The sequence below is a fragment of the Pantoea sp. X-Soil-YNGN-775 genome, assembly GCF_059730575.1.
The window spans coordinates 1,712,948-1,729,912 of the sequence record NZ_AP035945.1; the positions used below are offsets into that span (position 1 = coordinate 1,712,948).

The 16,965-nt window shown below is 61.3% G+C and carries 11 protein-coding genes; 7 read left to right on the top strand and 4 right to left on the bottom strand.

Translation table 11 applies throughout. From position 1 onward, the window contains the following. Positions 1–8 precede the first annotated feature (8 nt). The 3 genes from tssM to AC6I8I_RS08035 form a co-directional block, all read right to left on the bottom strand. A complete protein-coding gene (gene tssM / locus AC6I8I_RS08025; RefSeq protein ID WP_312057034.1) occupies positions 9–2,123 on the bottom strand; it encodes a type VI secretion system membrane subunit TssM in 2,115 nt (704 codons plus the stop codon). After that, a complete protein-coding gene (icmH, locus tag AC6I8I_RS08030; protein ID WP_312057036.1) occupies positions 2,123–3,340 on the bottom strand; it encodes a type IVB secretion system protein IcmH/DotU in 1,218 nt (405 codons plus the stop codon). The genes tssM and icmH overlap by 1 nt, the downstream gene beginning before the upstream one ends. A gap of 85 nt (positions 3,341–3,425) precedes the next feature. Next, positions 3,426–3,917: a hypothetical protein gene (locus AC6I8I_RS08035; protein WP_031377504.1), complete on the bottom strand. Its 492-nt coding sequence runs from the start codon at positions 3,915–3,917 to the stop codon at positions 3,426–3,428. A 490-nt stretch (positions 3,918–4,407) separates the two neighbouring features. Here AC6I8I_RS08035 and AC6I8I_RS08040 point away from each other — a divergent pair, with 490 nt between their 5' ends. The 7 genes from AC6I8I_RS08040 to cobA all read left to right on the top strand — a co-directional run bounded on the left by AC6I8I_RS08040 (position 4,408) and on the right by cobA (position 16,331). Then, positions 4,408–5,628, top strand: coding sequence for a nitrate- and nitrite sensing domain-containing protein (locus tag AC6I8I_RS08040; protein WP_497828530.1), 1,221 nt, complete (start codon positions 4,408–4,410; stop codon positions 5,626–5,628). A gap of 261 nt (positions 5,629–5,889) precedes the next feature. Next, complete coding sequence (locus AC6I8I_RS08045) at positions 5,890–7,140, top strand: CmpA/NrtA family ABC transporter substrate-binding protein (RefSeq protein WP_312057067.1); 1,251 nt, start codon at positions 5,890–5,892, stop codon at positions 7,138–7,140. A gap of 11 nt (positions 7,141–7,151) precedes the next feature. Next, positions 7,152–8,024 carry a nitrate ABC transporter permease gene (ntrB, locus tag AC6I8I_RS08050; RefSeq protein WP_497828531.1) on the top strand — a complete coding sequence of 291 codons (873 nt, stop codon included), beginning with the start codon at positions 7,152–7,154 and terminating at the stop codon, positions 8,022–8,024. 10 nt (positions 8,025–8,034) lie between these two features. Then, the gene (locus AC6I8I_RS08055; RefSeq protein WP_312057044.1) at positions 8,035–8,823 is read left to right on the top strand and encodes an ABC transporter ATP-binding protein; all 789 of its coding nucleotides are present in this window, start codon (positions 8,035–8,037) and stop codon (positions 8,821–8,823) included. A 10-nt stretch (positions 8,824–8,833) separates the two neighbouring features. Then, positions 8,834–12,901, top strand: coding sequence for a nitrite reductase large subunit NirB (nirB, locus tag AC6I8I_RS08060; RefSeq protein WP_497828532.1), 4,068 nt, complete (start codon positions 8,834–8,836; stop codon positions 12,899–12,901). Next, positions 12,898–15,516 carry a nitrate reductase gene (locus AC6I8I_RS08065; protein WP_497828533.1) on the top strand — a complete coding sequence of 873 codons (2,619 nt, stop codon included), beginning with the start codon at positions 12,898–12,900 and terminating at the stop codon, positions 15,514–15,516. Before nirB ends, AC6I8I_RS08065 begins: the two co-directional genes overlap by 4 nt. Then, entirely contained in the window at positions 15,513–16,331 is an 819-nt protein-coding gene (gene cobA, locus AC6I8I_RS08070; protein WP_497819913.1) for a uroporphyrinogen-III C-methyltransferase, read from the top strand. Before AC6I8I_RS08065 ends, cobA begins: the two co-directional genes overlap by 4 nt. 210 nt (positions 16,332–16,541) lie before the next feature. On the opposite strand, the gene AC6I8I_RS08075 is transcribed toward cobA, so the two are convergent. Further along, positions 16,542–16,895, bottom strand: a complete 354-nt coding sequence (locus AC6I8I_RS08075) for a DUF6404 family protein (protein ID WP_497819914.1) — start codon at positions 16,893–16,895, stop codon at positions 16,542–16,544. Positions 16,896–16,965: the final 70 nt, after the last annotated feature.

Genomic DNA, 16,965 nt, shown 5'->3' on the forward strand with positions numbered 1-16,965 from the left:
CCTCACCATTACTCGCTATGCAGGGTCAATCGCTGTGCAGAGCGCGAGGGCGTCACCGCCAGCACAGGGCCGGATTGCCCTGCAATTTTCAGATTTTCCGCAAGCTTACGCATCATCAGCGCATTATCACGTGCATAGGGCGATGACTGAATTTGCTGATCCAGCAGCTGGCTCAGATGCCAGTCGAGCTGCTGAAGGTCGCGAGTGCTGACCGAGTCGGGCAGCGAGCGCTGCAGGTTTTGCAGCAGCCAGGCACGCAGAAATTCGCCATCGTAATTACGCGGTTGATACAGCATCTGATAGGCGCGCAGGGCATTGCGGCTGTACGCGTTATCATCGCCCGGGTCATTGCGCAGAATATTGGTGATCTGCTGGGCGACGCGCGGCAGCAGTAAAGACTTAAGCGCATTTTGATAAAGCGCCCAGGCCGCATCGCTGACCTGCGTCCCGCGATATAAGCCCACCCGCATAGTAAGCGGCGGATTATCGAGAGAAAAACGATCGGACAGCGGCAATTTCACCAGGCTATTGAGAAAGGGTAGCAGATCAAAAATATTATCAGCAGGCTGATGAATCACCTGCTGACTCTGCTCACGAATAGCCGGTACCCGCGCTTCAACCTGATGCAGATAGTGCTGATTATGGTAATAACTGAGGCCCCACAGGCCAGACATAATCAGCAGGCCGCCGGCCAGCACGCCGTAACCGATCCAGTGAAACAGCTGATTGCGGTATTCCCAGCGCCGGTTGCTGCCGGCCAGGCCGCTCTCTTTAAAGATCAGATCGTTGAGCAAATCGCGAATAAAAAAGCTCTGGCCTTTGTTACCCGGAATCGGGCTGTTGCGGTTGACGCTGTCCCAGGCGGCAATTGAATGATCGCCCGCCTGACGCAGCTGCAGTTTACGGCTCAGCTCGCCCATCACCCGGTCAAAAGGCAGACCTTCCTGGGTGCCGCTGGTGAAGAACAGACCGCGCGGACTCCAGGCAACCGCATCCTGATGGTCAGAGAAGACGATATCGAGGTATTCATTCAGCAGCGGACGCAGCGAGGCAAACTCCTGAGGGAACAGGAAACATTCGGCGCGCTCATTGAGGTCGCGTTCCTGGGTCATCTGGTCAGCCAGCTGCTGCTGCAGCTCCAGCTCCAGCCGCTGAAATTGCTGGCCAAAATGGCGATGCCAGTCGCCTTTGTGCGGCTTGCCGAGGTCCCAGTTAAAGGTAAAGCCCCAGATTGCATCACGCTTTGCTTTGTCGACCGAGCCGAAATAGCTCATAAAACCTTTCAGCAAGTCGGTTTTGGTCACCATCACATAGACCGGGAAATGGATGCCGGTCTGCTGGTGCAGTTCCGCCATACGCTCACGCAGCGCGCTGGCCTGGGCAAACCGCGCCTCGGCAGAGTCACTCAGCAGATCGGCGACGCTAATGGTCATGATCACGCCGTTAATCGGCTGGCGGGTGCGGTAGCGCTTAAGCAGGTTGATGAAGCTGTGCCATTCGGCGGCGTCGCGCGCACGCTGGCTCTCCTGCAGCGCGTAGCGGCCGGCGGTATCAATCAGCACCGCGCTGTCGGTGAACCACCAGTCGCAGTTGCGGGTGCCACCCACGCCGCGGATCGCGTTTTTTCCCAGCGTATCGGTCAGGGGAAAATTCAGTCCGGCATTCAACAGCGCCGTGGTTTTACCGGCTCCCGGCGCGCCCATCACCAGATACCACGGCAGCTGATAAAGGTAATTGGAATTAAAGCGCGACAGCAGACCACCGGAATGGCGGCGACCAAACTGGGTGCGCCTGAGCTGCATCGCCGCATCGCTGAAGCGCTGGTTGAGCAGTTCTTCGGTCACCTGACGTTCGGCGGGATCGTCGCTGCCTGCGGCCTGCAGCTGATTCAGTAACCGGCTATTAAACCAGGCGCGATAGAGCGACGGCATCAGCTGGAACAGGATCCACAAAAAATAGAAGGCACTGACGGTGAGCTGGCGCGGCAGGATCGGCTCCAGCGGCCGCGATTCGCCCCACGTCCAGAGCGGACCGAGCATCCACACCAGACAGCTCAGCGCCGTAACGCCGATAAAACTCCATAACAATCGATGTGTCAGAAGCAGTCGTACGGAAGCGCGCATTATTGTGCTCCTTGATGATTACTGAGCGTTTCGGGCGCGGCAAACAGGGTGATTTCAACGCGGCGGTTGCGGGTACGGTTTTCGCTACTGTCGTTCGGCAGCAGCGGGTCGCTGTCGCCGCGGCCTTCAGAACGCACGGTATGGCCGTCGGCCAGCTGGACCTGCAACAGTTGCGTCACCGCGCGGGCGCGGGCGAAAGAAAATTCATAGCTGGAGGCAAACCGGCTGTTATCCACCGGGTGATCGTCGGTAAACACCGACACCAGAATCGTGCCTTTGACATTTTTCATGGCGGTCGAGACCCGTGCCAGCAGGGCGCGGCCCACCGGGTTGATCACCGTACCCTGTTCGGCGAACAGCTTATCCGCCGGGATAATAACTTTGCTGCCGAAGGCACCGTCGCTGACTTCAAGCTGGCCTGCGGCAATCACATCATTCAGCCGCTGTCGCAGGTCGAGCAGCGCCTGAGGCGAAGAGGGACGACGACCGGCGGTTATCTGCGGCAGCGGCGTCTGATAGATAGCGCGCAGCAGCGGCTCGGCCGCATTGCCCAGTCGCCAGTTCAGGCCGCTGTAGATCAGGCAGCCGATCAGCGCCACCAGCATCGCGCAGGCCCACAGCGGGACCATCGGCCGAGCCAGCGTGCTGACCAGCGGATGCACCTCCACCAGCGGCGGCTGCGGCGTCAGACGCTGCGCACGCGTTTCTTCAATCAGGGTTTTCAGTCGCTTACGGATGCCGTCGCACTGGGCGCGACCCTGTTCGCTGCCGCGATACCGGCCTTCATAGCCGAGCAGCAGGCAGTAGTGCACCACCTCCAGTAACCAGAGGTGCTGTTGTGGGCTCTGTGAAATACGCGACAGCAGCTGAAAGAATTTTTCGCCGCCCCAGCTTTCATTGTGAAAGGTCACCAGCATGCCGTTGCCAGACCAGACGCCGCGGGTGCCCCACGGTGTTTGCGCCGCAGCTTCATCCAGTGCGCTGCAGACGCAGTAACGCGCGCCGATAATCATTTCAAACGGCAGGCCGGCCTGTTTACAACGCTGTTCGAACTGGCGGATCTCATCAATCAGTGACTGACGTAAGCCCGCGGGGTCGTCATGGGTGGCTGCCTGACGAATCTGCACCACCGCGTTCAGCAGTGGCGCAGCAGCCTGAAGTAATAGATTCTCATTGCCTGAGGAGGTGACCTCACGCGCAGGGGATTCCACAGTCATTAATTCGTGATCTTCCAGCCAATGGCAAATCCCTGTACCCGCAGCCCAGGACGGTGCTGCGGGCAATATGCGCCGGATTTCATGTTTAGTCTAAGATCCAGGTCGCGGTATCGTTAGTGCGGCACGCTTTACTGGCACCGCCAACGGCGACACAGACCTGTTTCGTCTTGCGAGGACGAGGGCGATCGCTCTGGACGGTGGCGTCATAGCGGCTGCTTTCCACACCCGCTTTTAACGGGACGTAACCGATCATCGGACCGTCAGCCTGATCGGCAATCGCCAGCCAGTGATTTTCCACATTGCCTAATACTTCAAACGGTTTACCCGTTTCGAGATAGCGAACCACTTTGCCGCCGTAATCGGGCGTCGTCATCACTGACGCGCCATACAACGCTCTCCAGGTCTGATTGACCGGTTCAAATTCAGTCGGCGCCGCAACGGCATGCCGATGAACCAGCTTGACGCCGTTGATTTCGCTGGTCACCAGCGTGTCATCAGTGACGGGCGGCGGCGGGGCCTTACAGCCTGCCAGGGTAAGGACCGCCAGCAGTGTTAACGCAAGACTCTTTTTCACCATGTTCCTCGTGATCTCATCAAAGTATCTGCATATTGCCTGGCCCAACGTAACAGGGCGCCGACAATGGCGCCGCAGCAGGCCAAAGTTCTGACATTCAAAAAAAAGGTCAGATTACATCAGGATAGTACTGCGTTCAGTCTACCTAAGACTTTTGAGAATTCAAACCATTGCACCGGCTGCCGATGCGTGATAGCAGGCGCTTTTCTGGTAAGCCAGGGCGCGGGAAAAGCGCCATGCTTTACGATAGTTAAAGCTAACTGAATTATCGTGACGGCAAACTGGTTGAGAACCTTGCCGCGCATTCTGCCATGCAAAGGATTTCATTGGAAACTATTAAGTTTTTCTAATCACTCATTGTCAGAAATTTTTATCCGTTTGCCTTAAGAAACTCATCAAAATCGGAATTTACGGGCAGCCGTTCAGGCAATTGTGACGATAAAACGGCACGTCTTTTGCTTAATAATGGTTTTACGGCGATAAGAGGTGAGCCATGAGGGACGCCCTGACCTGGCTGCAGGCATCACGGGATAGCGATATTGCCAGCCTGCAACGGCTACTCCAGACCGGACGGCTGATTACCGCGGTCAGTGAGCTGGTCCATCAGCTGCAGCGGGAACGCGGAGCCAGCAATATCTGGATCTGTTCCCACGGTCAGCTGTTCAGCGCTGAGCGGATCGCCCGTCAGCAGGATGTCAGCGCCTGCCTGCAGCACGTTTATCAGGCGCTACCCCCCGCGCAGCCGCAGCCGGGCTACAGCCGCTTCTGTCATCTGATTGCCGCCGCGTTGCAGGCGCTGAGCGAACTGCCCGCACTGCGACAGCAGATCGCGGAGGGGACACTCAATCAGCCAGCGGCGATGGTGGCGTTTAACCAGGTGATCCGCACCTTACTCAACCTGGTATTTGAAGCCGCCGATACCGCCAGCCATCCCGATATCTCCCGCGCGCTGATTGCGCTGTTCAGCTTTATGCAGGGCAAGGAGCTGGCCGGACAGGAGCGTGCCATCGGCTCCGCTGGCTTTGCGGCCGGACAGTTCACCGCCGATCAGCGCAGCCAGCTGGTGGCGCTGATTGCGGCCCAGGAGCAGAGCTTTACGACTTTTCACGCGTTTGCCGATGACCAGGCGCGTAGCCAATGGCAGCCGCTGGCGCAGGCCAGCCGGGAGATTGAGCGGCTGCGGCGCATCGCCTGCACCGGTGGCCAGGCTGAAGCGACCGGCGCGCTGAACTGGTTTTCACTGCTCTCCGCGCGGCTCGATCAGATGAAACAGGTCGAAGATGGTCTCGCCACCACGCTGATGCTACGTTGCCGGACCGCAATTGCGCAGGCCGAGCTGCAGGCGGCGCTGCCGTTGACCCCGGCGCAGGCAGAGAGCAGCTTTGCGCTCTACGTTTCCGGTGCCGACTGGCTGCCCGGCGCGGCCACGCTCGACAGCGACGGTCTGGCGCCGCAGCTTGGGCGCTCGGTACTGTCACTGATTGGTGAACAGTCCCAGCGCTTGCAGCAGCAGGCCGATGAGCTGGCCGCCATGCGCGTCTCACTTGATGAGCGCCGGGTGATTGAACAGGCTAAGCACTGGCTGATGCAGCAGCATGGTTTCAGTGAACAGGCGGCCTGGCAGGCGCTGCGTAAAAGCGCCATGAACCAGAACAAACGGGTACTGGAGATCGCGCAGGCGGTGCTGGCTGTCGCCGCGACGCTCAACACCTAACCCGAAAGGGTTAGCTGCACAACGCTTGTGCGCAACCTGCGTCAGGAAAGTGCAAAAACGGTTACTTTTTCAACCGTGGCAGGGTGAAAACCCGGTGTTATAGCCGACGCTGATTCTGGCACGCGGCTTGCTTGATATGACAGACAGTGCGCATTGTTCCCGCCAACGGCGGTGGGGCCAGTGCTTTGGATAAAGGCGTCCATCCGCATGCTTCGGCATGTCGGAGGACGCCTTTTTTTATTCCTGTTCAGGGTCAATATGATGAGCAAAACGCCATTTTCTCTTTCACGACGTCAGTTACTGCTTTCCGGGGCCGCGCTGGGCGGTGCCTGGGTGATTCCGGGATTACGCAATGCCGTATGGGCGGCGGGCTCGGATGCGCCTGAGAAAAAGGCGGTGCGGGTCGGCTTTATTCCGCTCACCGACTGCGCGCCCGTGGTGATGGCGTCGGTTAAAGGATTTGATAAAAAATATGGCCTGACGCTACAGGCCAGTAAAGAGGCGAGCTGGGCGGCGGTGCGCGACAAACTGACCTCTGGCGAGCTGGATGCCGCACACGTGCTGTACGGCATGATCTACGCCCTGCAGCTCGGGGTAGCCGGCCCGCAGCACGACATGGCGAATCTGATGACGCTCAACCACAACGGCCAGGCGATCAGCCTGTCGAACCAGCTAAAAGCCAGCGGCGTGACCGATGCGGCCAGCCTGAAAAAGGCGGTCGACAGCCAGGCCAAAGGCCATTTCACCTTTGCCCACACTTTTCCCACCAGCACCCACGCCATGTGGCTCTATTACTGGCTGGCCAATGCCGGCATCAACCCGTTTGAGGAGGTACGCACCGTGGTTGTGCCGCCGCCGCAGATGGTGATGAACATGAAGATTGGCAACATGAGTGGTTTCTGCGTCGGCGAGCCGTGGAACCAGCGCGCCATCAGCGACAACATCGGCTTTACCGCCGCCACCAGCCAGCAGATCTGGCCTGAGCATCCGGAAAAAATCCTCGGCACCCGCGCGCAGTGGGTCAATGAGAACCCTAACACTGCACGCGCGCTCACGGCTGCGGTACTGGACGCGGCCCGCTGGATTGACGCCTCCGACGATAACCGTCGCGAAACCGCGCAGGTGTTAGCCGGGCGCGCCTGGATCAATACCAAAGTTGAGACGCTGCAAGGGCGGATGCTGGGTCAGTACCAGAACGGCCTGGGTCAGTCGTGGCAGGACGCGCACCCGATGCGTTTCTTCGGTGACGGCAACGTCAGTTTCCCGTGGCTCTCCGACGGCATGTGGTTTCTGACCCAGATGAAACGCTGGGGCCTGCTGACCGACGATCCCGATTACCTGGCGGTGGCACGGCAGATTAACCGCATCGACATCTATAAACAGGCCGCCAGTGCGGTCGGCCAGATCGCGCTGCCCGCCACGCAGATGCGCAGCAGTACCCTCATCGACGGCAAAGTCTGGGACGGCAGCGATCCTGCCGCCTACGCCGCCAGTTTCGCTATCAAACGTTAAGAGAGGATGCCATGAAAACTGACGCACGCGCCCTGGCGCAGCCGGTACAGACCGACAGTAGTGCTACCGTGATCCCGCTGCAGATTACCCCGAAAGCCGCCGCCAGACCGGCTCGCCTGCGTCCGCTGATCCAGCGGGCAATTCCGGCCACCGGCGGGATGCTGTTGCTGCTGCTGGTGTGGCAAATTGCCGCGCTGTCAGAGCCGTCTTTTCCGACGCCGTATGCCACCTGGCAGGCGGCACAGGTGCTGTTTGCCGATCCGTTCTATAGCAACGGCCCCAACGATCAGGGCATCGGCTGGAACGTGCTGGCGTCGCTGCAGCGGGTCGCTATTGGCTTCGGCCTGGCGGCCGTGGTCGGCATTCCGGCCGGTTTTCTGCTCGGCCGCTTTCTGTTTATGACGCGGATGTTCAATCCGATTATCGCCTTGCTGCGTCCGGTCAGTCCGCTGGCGTGGCTGCCGATTGGTCTGCTGCTGTTTCAGCGTGCCGAGCCTGCCGCCAGCTGGACCATTTTCATCTGCTCGATCTGGCCAATGATCATCAACACCGCCGAAGGGGTACAACGCATTCCGCAGGATTACCTCAATGTGGCGCGGGTGCTGCAGCTCTCTGAGTGGACGGTGATGCGCCGCATCCTGCTGCCGGCGGTGCTGCCCGCAGTGCTGACCGGGGTTCGTCTGTCGATCGGCATTGCGTGGCTGGTGATTGTCGCTGCCGAAATGCTGACCGGCGGACTGGGTATCGGCTTCTGGATCTGGAACGAGTGGAACAACCTCAACGTGGAAAACATTCTGATCGCCATCCTGATTATCGGCGTCGTCGGCCTGTTGCTGGAGCAGGGCTTGATGCTGCTGGTCCGTCGTTTTAGCTGGGATAAATAAGGAGTTCACCATGTCACAGATTATTCGCGTCCAGCAGGTCAGCCAGCGCTTCAATACCGCCAGCGGTGAGTTTCTGGCGCTGGATAACGTCAGCTTTGATATTCACCAGGGCGAAACCCTGAGCCTGATCGGCCATTCCGGCTGCGGCAAATCAACCCTGCTGAACCTGATTGCCGGATTAAGCCGGCCCAGCAGCGGCGTATTGCTGTGCGATAACCGCGAGATCGCCGGGCCGGGGCCAGAGCGGGCGGTGGTGTTCCAGAACCATTCGCTGCTGCCGTGGCTGACGGCGTTTCAGAACGTTGAGCTGGCGGTGCAGCAGGTGTTTAAAGGCCGGCTCAGTAAAGCGGAAATGCGCGACTGGATTGAGCACAACCTGAATCGCGTGCAGATGAGCCATGCAATGCACAAGCGGCCGGGTGAGATTTCCGGTGGCATGAAGCAGCGCGTCGGTATCGCGCGGGCGCTGGCGATGAAACCGCGGGTGCTGCTGCTGGATGAGCCATTTGGCGCGCTGGACGCCCTGACTCGCGCGCATCTGCAGGACAGCGTGATGCGCATTCAGCAGGAGCTGAACACCACCATCGTGCTGATCACCCATGACGTCGATGAGGCGGTGTTGTTGTCAGATCGGGTACTGATGATGACCAACGGCCCGGCGGCGCGGGTCGGTGAGATCCTGCCGGTCGATCTGCCGCGTCCGCGCTCACGCGTGGCGCTGGCCGACGAGCCGCGCTATCACCAGCTACGCCAGCGGGTGCTGCACTTTCTGTATGAAAAACAGACCACGGCGGCGTGAGGATCGCATCATGAGGCAACGGCTGCTGGTGATTGGGAATGGAATGGCGGCGATGCAGCTGGTCGAAAGCCTGCTGCAACGCGCGCCGCAGCGCTACGCCATCACGGTGATCGGTCGCGAACCACACGGCAACTATAACCGCGTGCTGTTATCACCGGTGCTGGCTGGCGAGATGCACTTCAGCGAAACCCTGATTCATCCACCGTCATGGTATCAGCAGCACGGCGTGACGCTGCTGGCAGGTGAAACGGTGCGGCAGGTCGACCTGGCGGCCCGCACGGTGCTGACCGACCAGCGTCAGCTGGGCTGGGACCGGCTGGTTTTCGCCACCGGATCGCAGCCGCGTCTGCCGGCCATCACGGGCATCGATCGGCCGCAGGTCAGCGGTTTCCGCAGCATCAATGATGTTGAACGGCTGCTGGCGGGCCAGGGACCGGTGGCGGTGCTGGGGGGCGGTTTCCTCGGCATTGAGGCGGCGGCGGCACTGCGGGCGCAGGGCCGCGAGGTGACGCTGATCCACCATAAAGGCTGGCTGCTCGATCGCCAGCTGGATGCCAGAGCGGGCGAACTGCTGCTGACGGCGCTGCGCGGGCGTGGCATCCGCTGTTTGCTGAACAGTGGGCTGCAGGCGATCACCGCAACCGGCGTCACGCTGGCGGATGGCACTGATTACGCCGCCGGGCAGGTGGTGATCGCCATCGGCGTGGACCCGGCCGTGGCCGTGGCACGGGCGGCGGGGCTGCCGTGCCAGCGTGGGATTCTGGTCGATCGCCAGCTGCGCAGCGCGGTGACCGATGTCTATGCCGTCGGCGAGTGCTGTGAAATTGAAGGGGAAACCTTTGGCCTGGTAGCGCCCTGTCTGGCGCAGGCGCAGGTGCTGGCAGCGCAGCTGGCCGGTTCGCCACAGGCTGATTATCGCACCCAGCCTGGCGGCACGCGGCTGAAAGTCAGCGGCATTTCACTGTTCAGCGCCGGGGATATCAGTGAAGCGCCGTCGGTCAGCAGTTTTGATCCGCTCTCCGGCGACTATCGTCGTCTCTTTCTGCGACAGGGACGCCTCAACGGCGTGCTGCTGTTTGGTGACAGCCAGCAGGGGGCCGCACTGCTCGGCCGCCTGCAGCGTGCTGAACCCGCCACTCTCGCCACCCTGTTCGATCCCGATCAACCTGAAACGCAGCCGCAGGCTGCAGAGAGTCTTCTGATGAGCAAACCTTTATTAGCCGTGATCGGTCACGGCATGGTCAGTCACTATTTTCTTGAGCAACTGGTCGCCCGTGAACTGCATCAGCACTATCAGATTGTGGTGTATGGCGAAGAGTCTCAGCCAGCCTATGACCGGGTGCATCTGTCGGACTATTTCAACGGCAAACAGGCGGCCGATCTCTCACTGGTGGCAGAGGATTTTTTTGTGCAGCACGGCATTGAGCTGCGCACGGGCTGTCAGGTGGTGGCGATTGATCGGGCGCAGCGCAGCCTGACTGACAGCGCAGGTAACCAGCTGGCGTGGGATCGGCTGGTGCTGGCAACCGGATCACGCGCCTTTGTGCCGCCGATTCCCGGCCATGATGCGGCACGCTGCTTCGTCTACCGCACGCTGGACGATCTCGATGCGATTGCTGCCTGCGCCCGTCACAGTCAGCGCGGCGTGGTGATTGGCGGCGGGCTGCTGGGTCTGGAAGCGGCCAATGCGCTGCGGCAACTCGGGCTGGAAACCCACGTGGTGGAGTTCGCGCCGCGCCTGATGGCGATGCAGCTCGATGAGGGCGGCGCATCCATGCTGCGTCAGAAGATCGAGTCGCTCGGTGTGACGGTACACACCTCAAAACAGACTCAGCAGATTGAGACTCAGGCCGACGGCAGCGTACTGCTGCACTTTGCCGATGGCAGCAGCCTGCCCAGCGATCTGGTGCTGTTCTCCGCCGGCATCCGGCCACGTGATGAGCTGGCGCGTGAGGCCGGTCTGACGCTCGGTGCGCGCGGCGGTATTGAGATTAACGATCGCTGTCAGACCAGCGATGAAGCGATCTACGCCGTCGGCGAATGCGCGCTGTGGAACGGTCAGATTTTTGGGCTGGTGGCGCCAGGCTATCAGATGGCGCGGGTGCTGGCGGGCCATCTGGCGGCAGAACCCGCTGCGTTCAGCGGTGCGGATATGAGCACAAAGCTCAAACTGCTGGGCGTCGAGGTCGCGTCGTTTGGTGATGCGCAGGGGCGCACCGTCGGCAGCCAGAGTTATCACTGGACCGACGGTCCAAAAGGCATTTACAAGAAAATCGTGGTCTCCGGCGACGGCAGCCGGTTGCTGGGCGGCGTGCTGGTGGGGGACAGCAGCGATTACGCCACCCTGCTGCAGATGATGCTGAATGCGCTGCCGCTGCCGGCCGCGCCTGAGAGCCTGATCCTGCCGCTGCTGGCGGGCGCACCGGCCAAAGCGCCGGGCGTGGCTGCGCTACCCGACAGCGCCCAGCTCTGCTCCTGTCAAAACGTCAGCAAAGGCGATATCTGCGCAGCGGTGAAAAGCGGCTGCAGCGAAATGAGCAGCATTAAAAGCTGTACCAAAGCGGCCACCGGCTGCGGCGGCTGTGCGGCGCTGGTGAAACAGGTGATGGAATACCAGTTGTCGAACCTCGGCGTGGTGGTGAAGAAGGATGTCTGCGAGCACTTCGCCTGGTCGCGGCAGGAGCTGTATCACCTGATCCGGGTGGAGGCGATCAAAACCTTTGACGATCTGCTGGCGGCGCACGGCAACGGCCACGGCTGTGAAGTGTGTAAACCGCTGGTGGCCTCGCTGCTGGCCTCCTGCTGGAACGACTATCTGCTGCAACCGGCGCATCTGCCGCTGCAGGATACCAACGATCGCTACTTTGCCAATATCCAGAAAGATGGCACCTATTCAGTGGTGCCGCGCGTTCCGGCGGGTGAGCTCACTCCGCAAGGTCTGATTGCCATTGGCGAAGTGGCGGCGCGCTACGATCTCTATACCAAAATTACCGGCGGGCAGCGCATCGATCTGTTCGGCGCACGGCTCGATCAATTGCCAGCTATCTGGCAGACGCTGCTGGACGCGGGCTTCGAAACCGGCCACGCCTACGGCAAATCGCTGCGCACCGTGAAGTCCTGCGTCGGATCAACCTGGTGCCGCTATGGCGTGCAGGACTCTACCGCCTTCGCTATCGCGCTGGAGCACCGCTACAAGGGCCTGCGCGCCCCGCACAAAATCAAGATGGCGGTTTCCGGCTGTACCCGCGAATGTGCCGAAGCGCAAAGTAAAGATATCGGGGTGATCGCCACTGACAAGGGCTGGAACCTCTATGTCTGCGGCAATGGCGGCATGAAGCCGCGTCACGCCGATCTGTTCGCCAGCGACCTCGACGACGCCACGCTGCTGCGGTATGTCGATCGTCTGCTGATGTTTTATATCCGAACCGCCGACCGGCTGCAGCGCACCAGTGTCTGGCTGGATAACCTCGAAGGTGGTCTCGACTATCTGCGTCAGGTGGTGATTGACGATAGTCTCGGGCTGGCGGCAACGCTGGAGCAGGAGATGCAGCAGGTGGTCGGGGCGTACCAGTGCGAATGGCAGACCACGCTGGCCGATGCGTCACGCCTGGCGCTGTTCACTCCGACGATCAATAGCGATCGGCCGGATGAGAGCCTGCACTACAGCCGGGTGCGTGGCCAGCGCCAGCCGGACGCGGCCACGTCCCGCCCGTTGCTGCAACTGCCGGCCGAGCGATGGAGCGCGGTCTGCGTTCTTGACGCGGTGCCCCAGCAGGCCGGCATCGGGGCGCGGCTCGGCAGTGAGCGTATCGCGCTGTTCCGCTTTGGCGAGACGCTTTATGCGCTGGAAGATCGCGAGCCAGGCAGCGAAGCCAGCGTGTTGTCGCGCGGTATTCTCGGTGATGTTGGCGGCGAGCCGGTGGTGATTTCGCCACTTTACAAGCAGCGGGTGCGGCTGCGGGACGGTCAGAATCTGGATAATCCGCAGCACCCGTTACGCTGCTGGCCGGTGAAGCTGGAAGCGGGGCAGATCTGGCTGGCTAACCGTCCGGCGAATCAACTGGCGCAGGCATCATGAATACCACCTGTCCCTATTGCGGCGTCGGCTGTGGCGTCTGCGTGACGCCGCTGGAGAATCATCGGGCGCAGGTGACGGGCGATCCACGGCATCCGGCCAACGCCGGGCGGTTGTGCGTCAAGGGAGCGGCGTTAGGCGAGACGCTGACGCCACAGGGACGGTTGCTGAAGGCGCAGGTTAATGGCCAGCCGGTGACGCTTGACGCGGCGCTGGATGCGGCGGCGGCGGGATTACGCGCGGTGATCGAGCGTGACGGCCCGCAGGCGGTGGCGTTTTACGGTTCCGGCCAGTTGCTGACTGAGGATTATTACGTCGCCAATAAGCTGATGAAGGGCTATATCGGCAGCGCCAATATCGATACCAACTCGCGGCTCTGTATGGCCTCGGCGGTGATCGGCTATAAGCGTGCGTTCGGTGCGGATGCGGTGCCCTGTTGTTATGAGGATCTGGATCAGGCCGATCTGGTGGTGCTGGTCGGTTCCAACGCGGCCTGGGCACATCCGGTGATCTGGCAGCGGCTGGCGCAGGCGAAGCAGCAGCGACCTGATATGCGGATGGTGGTGATCGATCCGCGACGCACCGCCAGTTGCGACCTGGCCGATCTGCATCTGCCGCTGCGTCCTGGCAGCGATACGCTGCTGTTTTACGGTCTGCTGCGCTGGCTGGACAAGCAGGGTGGCATCGATCAGACCATGCTGCCGCACCTGAGCGGCGTGGCGGAAACGCTGGCGGCGGCAGAGCCGTGGCAGGTGGCGCACGTCGCCGCAGAGTGCGATCTGACGCCGCAGCAGGTGACCGACTTTTACCGGTTGTTCAGCCAGACCGGGCGGGTAGTGACGCTGTGGTGCATGGGGATTAATCAGTCGATCACCGGCAGTGATAACAATCAGGCGATCCTCAATGTGCATCTGGTAAGCGGCAAGATCGGGCGGCCGGGTTGCGGTCCGTTTTCCCTGACCGGACAGCCAAATGCGATGGGAGGACGTGAAGTGGGCGGGCTGGCTAATCAGCTGGCGGCGCATATGGGGTTTGATCCGGCTGACTGCGATCGGGTGCAGCGTTTCTGGCGCAGCCCGACTATCGCCCGTCAGCCCGGCCTGACGGCGGTGGATCTGTTTCAGGCTATCGCCACCGGCGGAGTTAAAGCGGTGTGGATTATGGGCACCAATCCGGCGGTCTCAATGCCAGAGGGCAATCGGGTGGCGCAGGCGCTGGCGGCCTGTCCGCTGGTGATTGTGTCGGACGTGATGGCGCAAACCGATACCAGCGCGTTTGCTGACATTCTGCTGCCGGCCCACGGCTGGGGCGAGAAAAATGGCACCGTGACCAATTCAGAACGGCGGATTTCGCGTCAGCGCGCCTTTGCCGCCGCGCCCGGCGATGCGCGTCCCGACTGGTGGCTGCTGGCTCAGGTGGCCCAGCGTTTAGGCTTTGACGGATTTAACTGGCAGCATCCGGCGGCGATTTTCCGTGAACATGCGGCGCTGTCGGGCTTTGAGAACGGCGGTCAGCGGGCGTTTGATATCAGCGCGCTGGCGCAGTTAAGTGATGCGGACTGGGATGCGTTGCGTCCGGTTCAGTGGCCGGTCAACGCTGAGTATCCTGCTGGCTGCGCCCGCTTGTTTAGCGATCGCCGGTTCTATCATCCAGATGGCAAAGCCCGGCTGTGGGTACCGGCGACGCCCGCGCTGACGCCCCGCGCGGCGGCTTATCCGTTGCTGATGAATACCGGTCGGGTGCGCGATCAGTGGCATACCATGACCCGCACCGGGCTGGTGCCACGGCTGATGCAGCACTGTGACGAGCCGTTTGTGGCGCTTCATCCGGCCGACGCGGCCCACTATGGGCTGACGGCGGGGGCGCTGGCCCGTGTGCAGTCGCTGTCTGGCTGGATCAGCGCGCGGGTGACGCTGGATCGCGGGCTGCGACGCGGGGAGTTGTTTGTGCCGATGCACTGGAACCGGCAGTTCAGTCAGCAGAGCCATGTCGATGTGTTGATCGCCGCGCGCGGCTGTCCGTTTTCGCGACAGCCGGCGCTGAAGCAGACGCCGGTGCGGATTATGCCGTTGCCGGTGAGCTGGCAAGGCTGGTTATGGCAGCCGACGCTGGCGTCACCTGCGGGATTGCGTTACTGGGCGCGGTCACCCTATGCCGGGGTGCAGCGTTATGTGGTTGCTGGCGAGCATACGCCGCAAGCTTGGCTGGCAGCGCATTATGATCTTAGCGGGTGTCAGTTGCAGGTCGCTGACGGCAGCGGCAGTGATTACCGGGTGCTGGCATGGCGAGACGGCATGCTGCAGCTGGCATTGTATGCCGGGGCTGGCTTGCCGGCAGTCGACCATAATTTCGTCGCTGCCGCGTTTCAGGCTGCGCCGTCGGATGCGTTTCGGCGGCATCGGCTGCTGGCAGGCCAGGCCGCACAGGGTCAGGCGGCGGGGCGGATTATCTGCAGTTGCATGGCGGTCGGTGAGCAGGCCATTTTGCAGGCGGTGGCGCAGGGGTGTGATACGACTCAGGCGCTGGGTGAGAAGCTTAAATGCGGCACGCAGTGTGGTTCCTGTATTCCGGAACTGAAACAGCTGTTGCGTTCCCAATCGGTTACGGAGGCGTCATGACGCTGTTAATTGAGTCGCTGGATAAATTGCTGTCGCCGCAGGGCAGTGTTCCGCCGCAGGGCGCGGTGTGGTTAGTGGGTGCCGGGCCGGGCGACGTTGAGTTGCTGACGGTGAAAGCGTTGCGTTTACTGCAGCGTGCCGAGGTGGTGGTGTATGACCGGCTGGTGAGCGAGGCGGTGATGGCGGAAGTGCCCGAGAGCGCGTTGTGCATTGATGTGGGTAAGCGGCCTGGGCAGCATGGTCTGAAGCAGGCGCAGATCAATCAGTTGCTGGTGGATCTGGCACGCAGTGGCCGCCAGGTGATCCGTTTGAAAGGCGGCGATCCGTTTATTTTTGGTCGCGGCGGCGAGGAGATGGTGAGTCTGCAGCAGGCCGGAATTCGATGTGAGGTGGTGCCGGGGATTACCGCCGCGGTGGGCTGCGCGGCGGCCAGTGGTATTCCGTTGACCCACCGTGATTGCGCGCAGTCGTTGCGGCTGATCACCGGGCACGGGCGCAGCGGGGAGCCGCAGCTGGATGCGGCCGCGCTGGCGGCGGATAACCAGACGCTGGTGTTTTATATGGGGTTGAGCTGGAGTGCTTCGATCAGCAGGCAGTTGCAGGATTACGGGCGTGATGCGTTGACGCCGGTGGCGATCATTGAGAACGGTACCCGGCCGGATCAGCGGGTGTTGATTACCACGCTGGCCGGGCTGGCGCAGACGGTGGATCAGGAGAAGCCGGTTTCGCCGTCGTTGTTGCTGGTCGGTGAGGTGGTGCGTTATTACCGGGCTGACTTCCAGGTTGGGGTGATGGCGCGCGTTGCGGCGTGTTGAGAGGGAGTGCGCGCGCGGGTGCAAAGTTGCGGTGTTGCGGGGATGCAGCGGTGCAGCGGTCAGTAAGGGCTGGCCCGACTGTAAGGGAATCCTGCGTCCCTGCGGACTGGGCTCGCCATCCGTGGCTCGCACACCTTGCTCTTCGGGCAGGCACTTGCTGCCCGGCTGGCTGGGGTGCGCGGATTGGGCGGAAGGGCGGGGTTGAGGGCCTTATAACTGCTGCCATTCAGGCAGGCGGTGGAACCATCTGCACCACGAGTAGAATCCCGCCATGGCCAGGCCGAAAAAGAGCCCTGCCAGCAGATTGGTTTCGATTGACGCTGCGTCTAAGGTGGGTAGTGAAAATGTAGGGAGGAAAAGCAGCAACGGTATCAACAAAATATACATTGAGCTAAATACCAGCAGGTTGAGCCAGAAGTCACTGAAAGGCGGCGGTGGCAGGTTAATGTTCATTTTCCACAGCAGTCGATGTAACGGTGGAGCCGTGCTGCTGGCCCATATCTGTTTATCCGCCATCAGCGCTAATGCCCGTGCCCGCCTGCGTTCAAAAATATCGTCTTTCATTGGTAATCCCCTTTCGGGTGGCTATTTTCCGCATCGTAATCACAGCCTGACCCGACAACATGTCGTTCAG

Coding starts and splice junctions, on each gene's coding strand:
- tssM (WP_312057034.1), bottom strand. CDS start 2,123: ATGCGCGCTTCCGTACGACTGCTTCTGACACATCGATTGTTATGGAGT.
- icmH (WP_312057036.1), bottom strand. CDS start 3,340: ATGACTGTGGAATCCCCTGCGCGTGAGGTCACCTCCTCAGGCAATGAG.
- AC6I8I_RS08035 (WP_031377504.1), bottom strand. CDS start 3,917: ATGGTGAAAAAGAGTCTTGCGTTAACACTGCTGGCGGTCCTTACCCTG.
- AC6I8I_RS08040 (WP_497828530.1), top strand. CDS start 4,408: ATGAGGGACGCCCTGACCTGGCTGCAGGCATCACGGGATAGCGATATT.
- AC6I8I_RS08045 (WP_312057067.1), top strand. CDS start 5,890: ATGAGCAAAACGCCATTTTCTCTTTCACGACGTCAGTTACTGCTTTCC.
- ntrB (WP_497828531.1), top strand. CDS start 7,152: ATGAAAACTGACGCACGCGCCCTGGCGCAGCCGGTACAGACCGACAGT.
- AC6I8I_RS08055 (WP_312057044.1), top strand. CDS start 8,035: ATGTCACAGATTATTCGCGTCCAGCAGGTCAGCCAGCGCTTCAATACC.
- nirB (WP_497828532.1), top strand. CDS start 8,834: ATGAGGCAACGGCTGCTGGTGATTGGGAATGGAATGGCGGCGATGCAG.
- AC6I8I_RS08065 (WP_497828533.1), top strand. CDS start 12,898: ATGAATACCACCTGTCCCTATTGCGGCGTCGGCTGTGGCGTCTGCGTG.
- cobA (WP_497819913.1), top strand. CDS start 15,513: ATGACGCTGTTAATTGAGTCGCTGGATAAATTGCTGTCGCCGCAGGGC.
- AC6I8I_RS08075 (WP_497819914.1), bottom strand. CDS start 16,895: ATGAAAGACGATATTTTTGAACGCAGGCGGGCACGGGCATTAGCGCTG.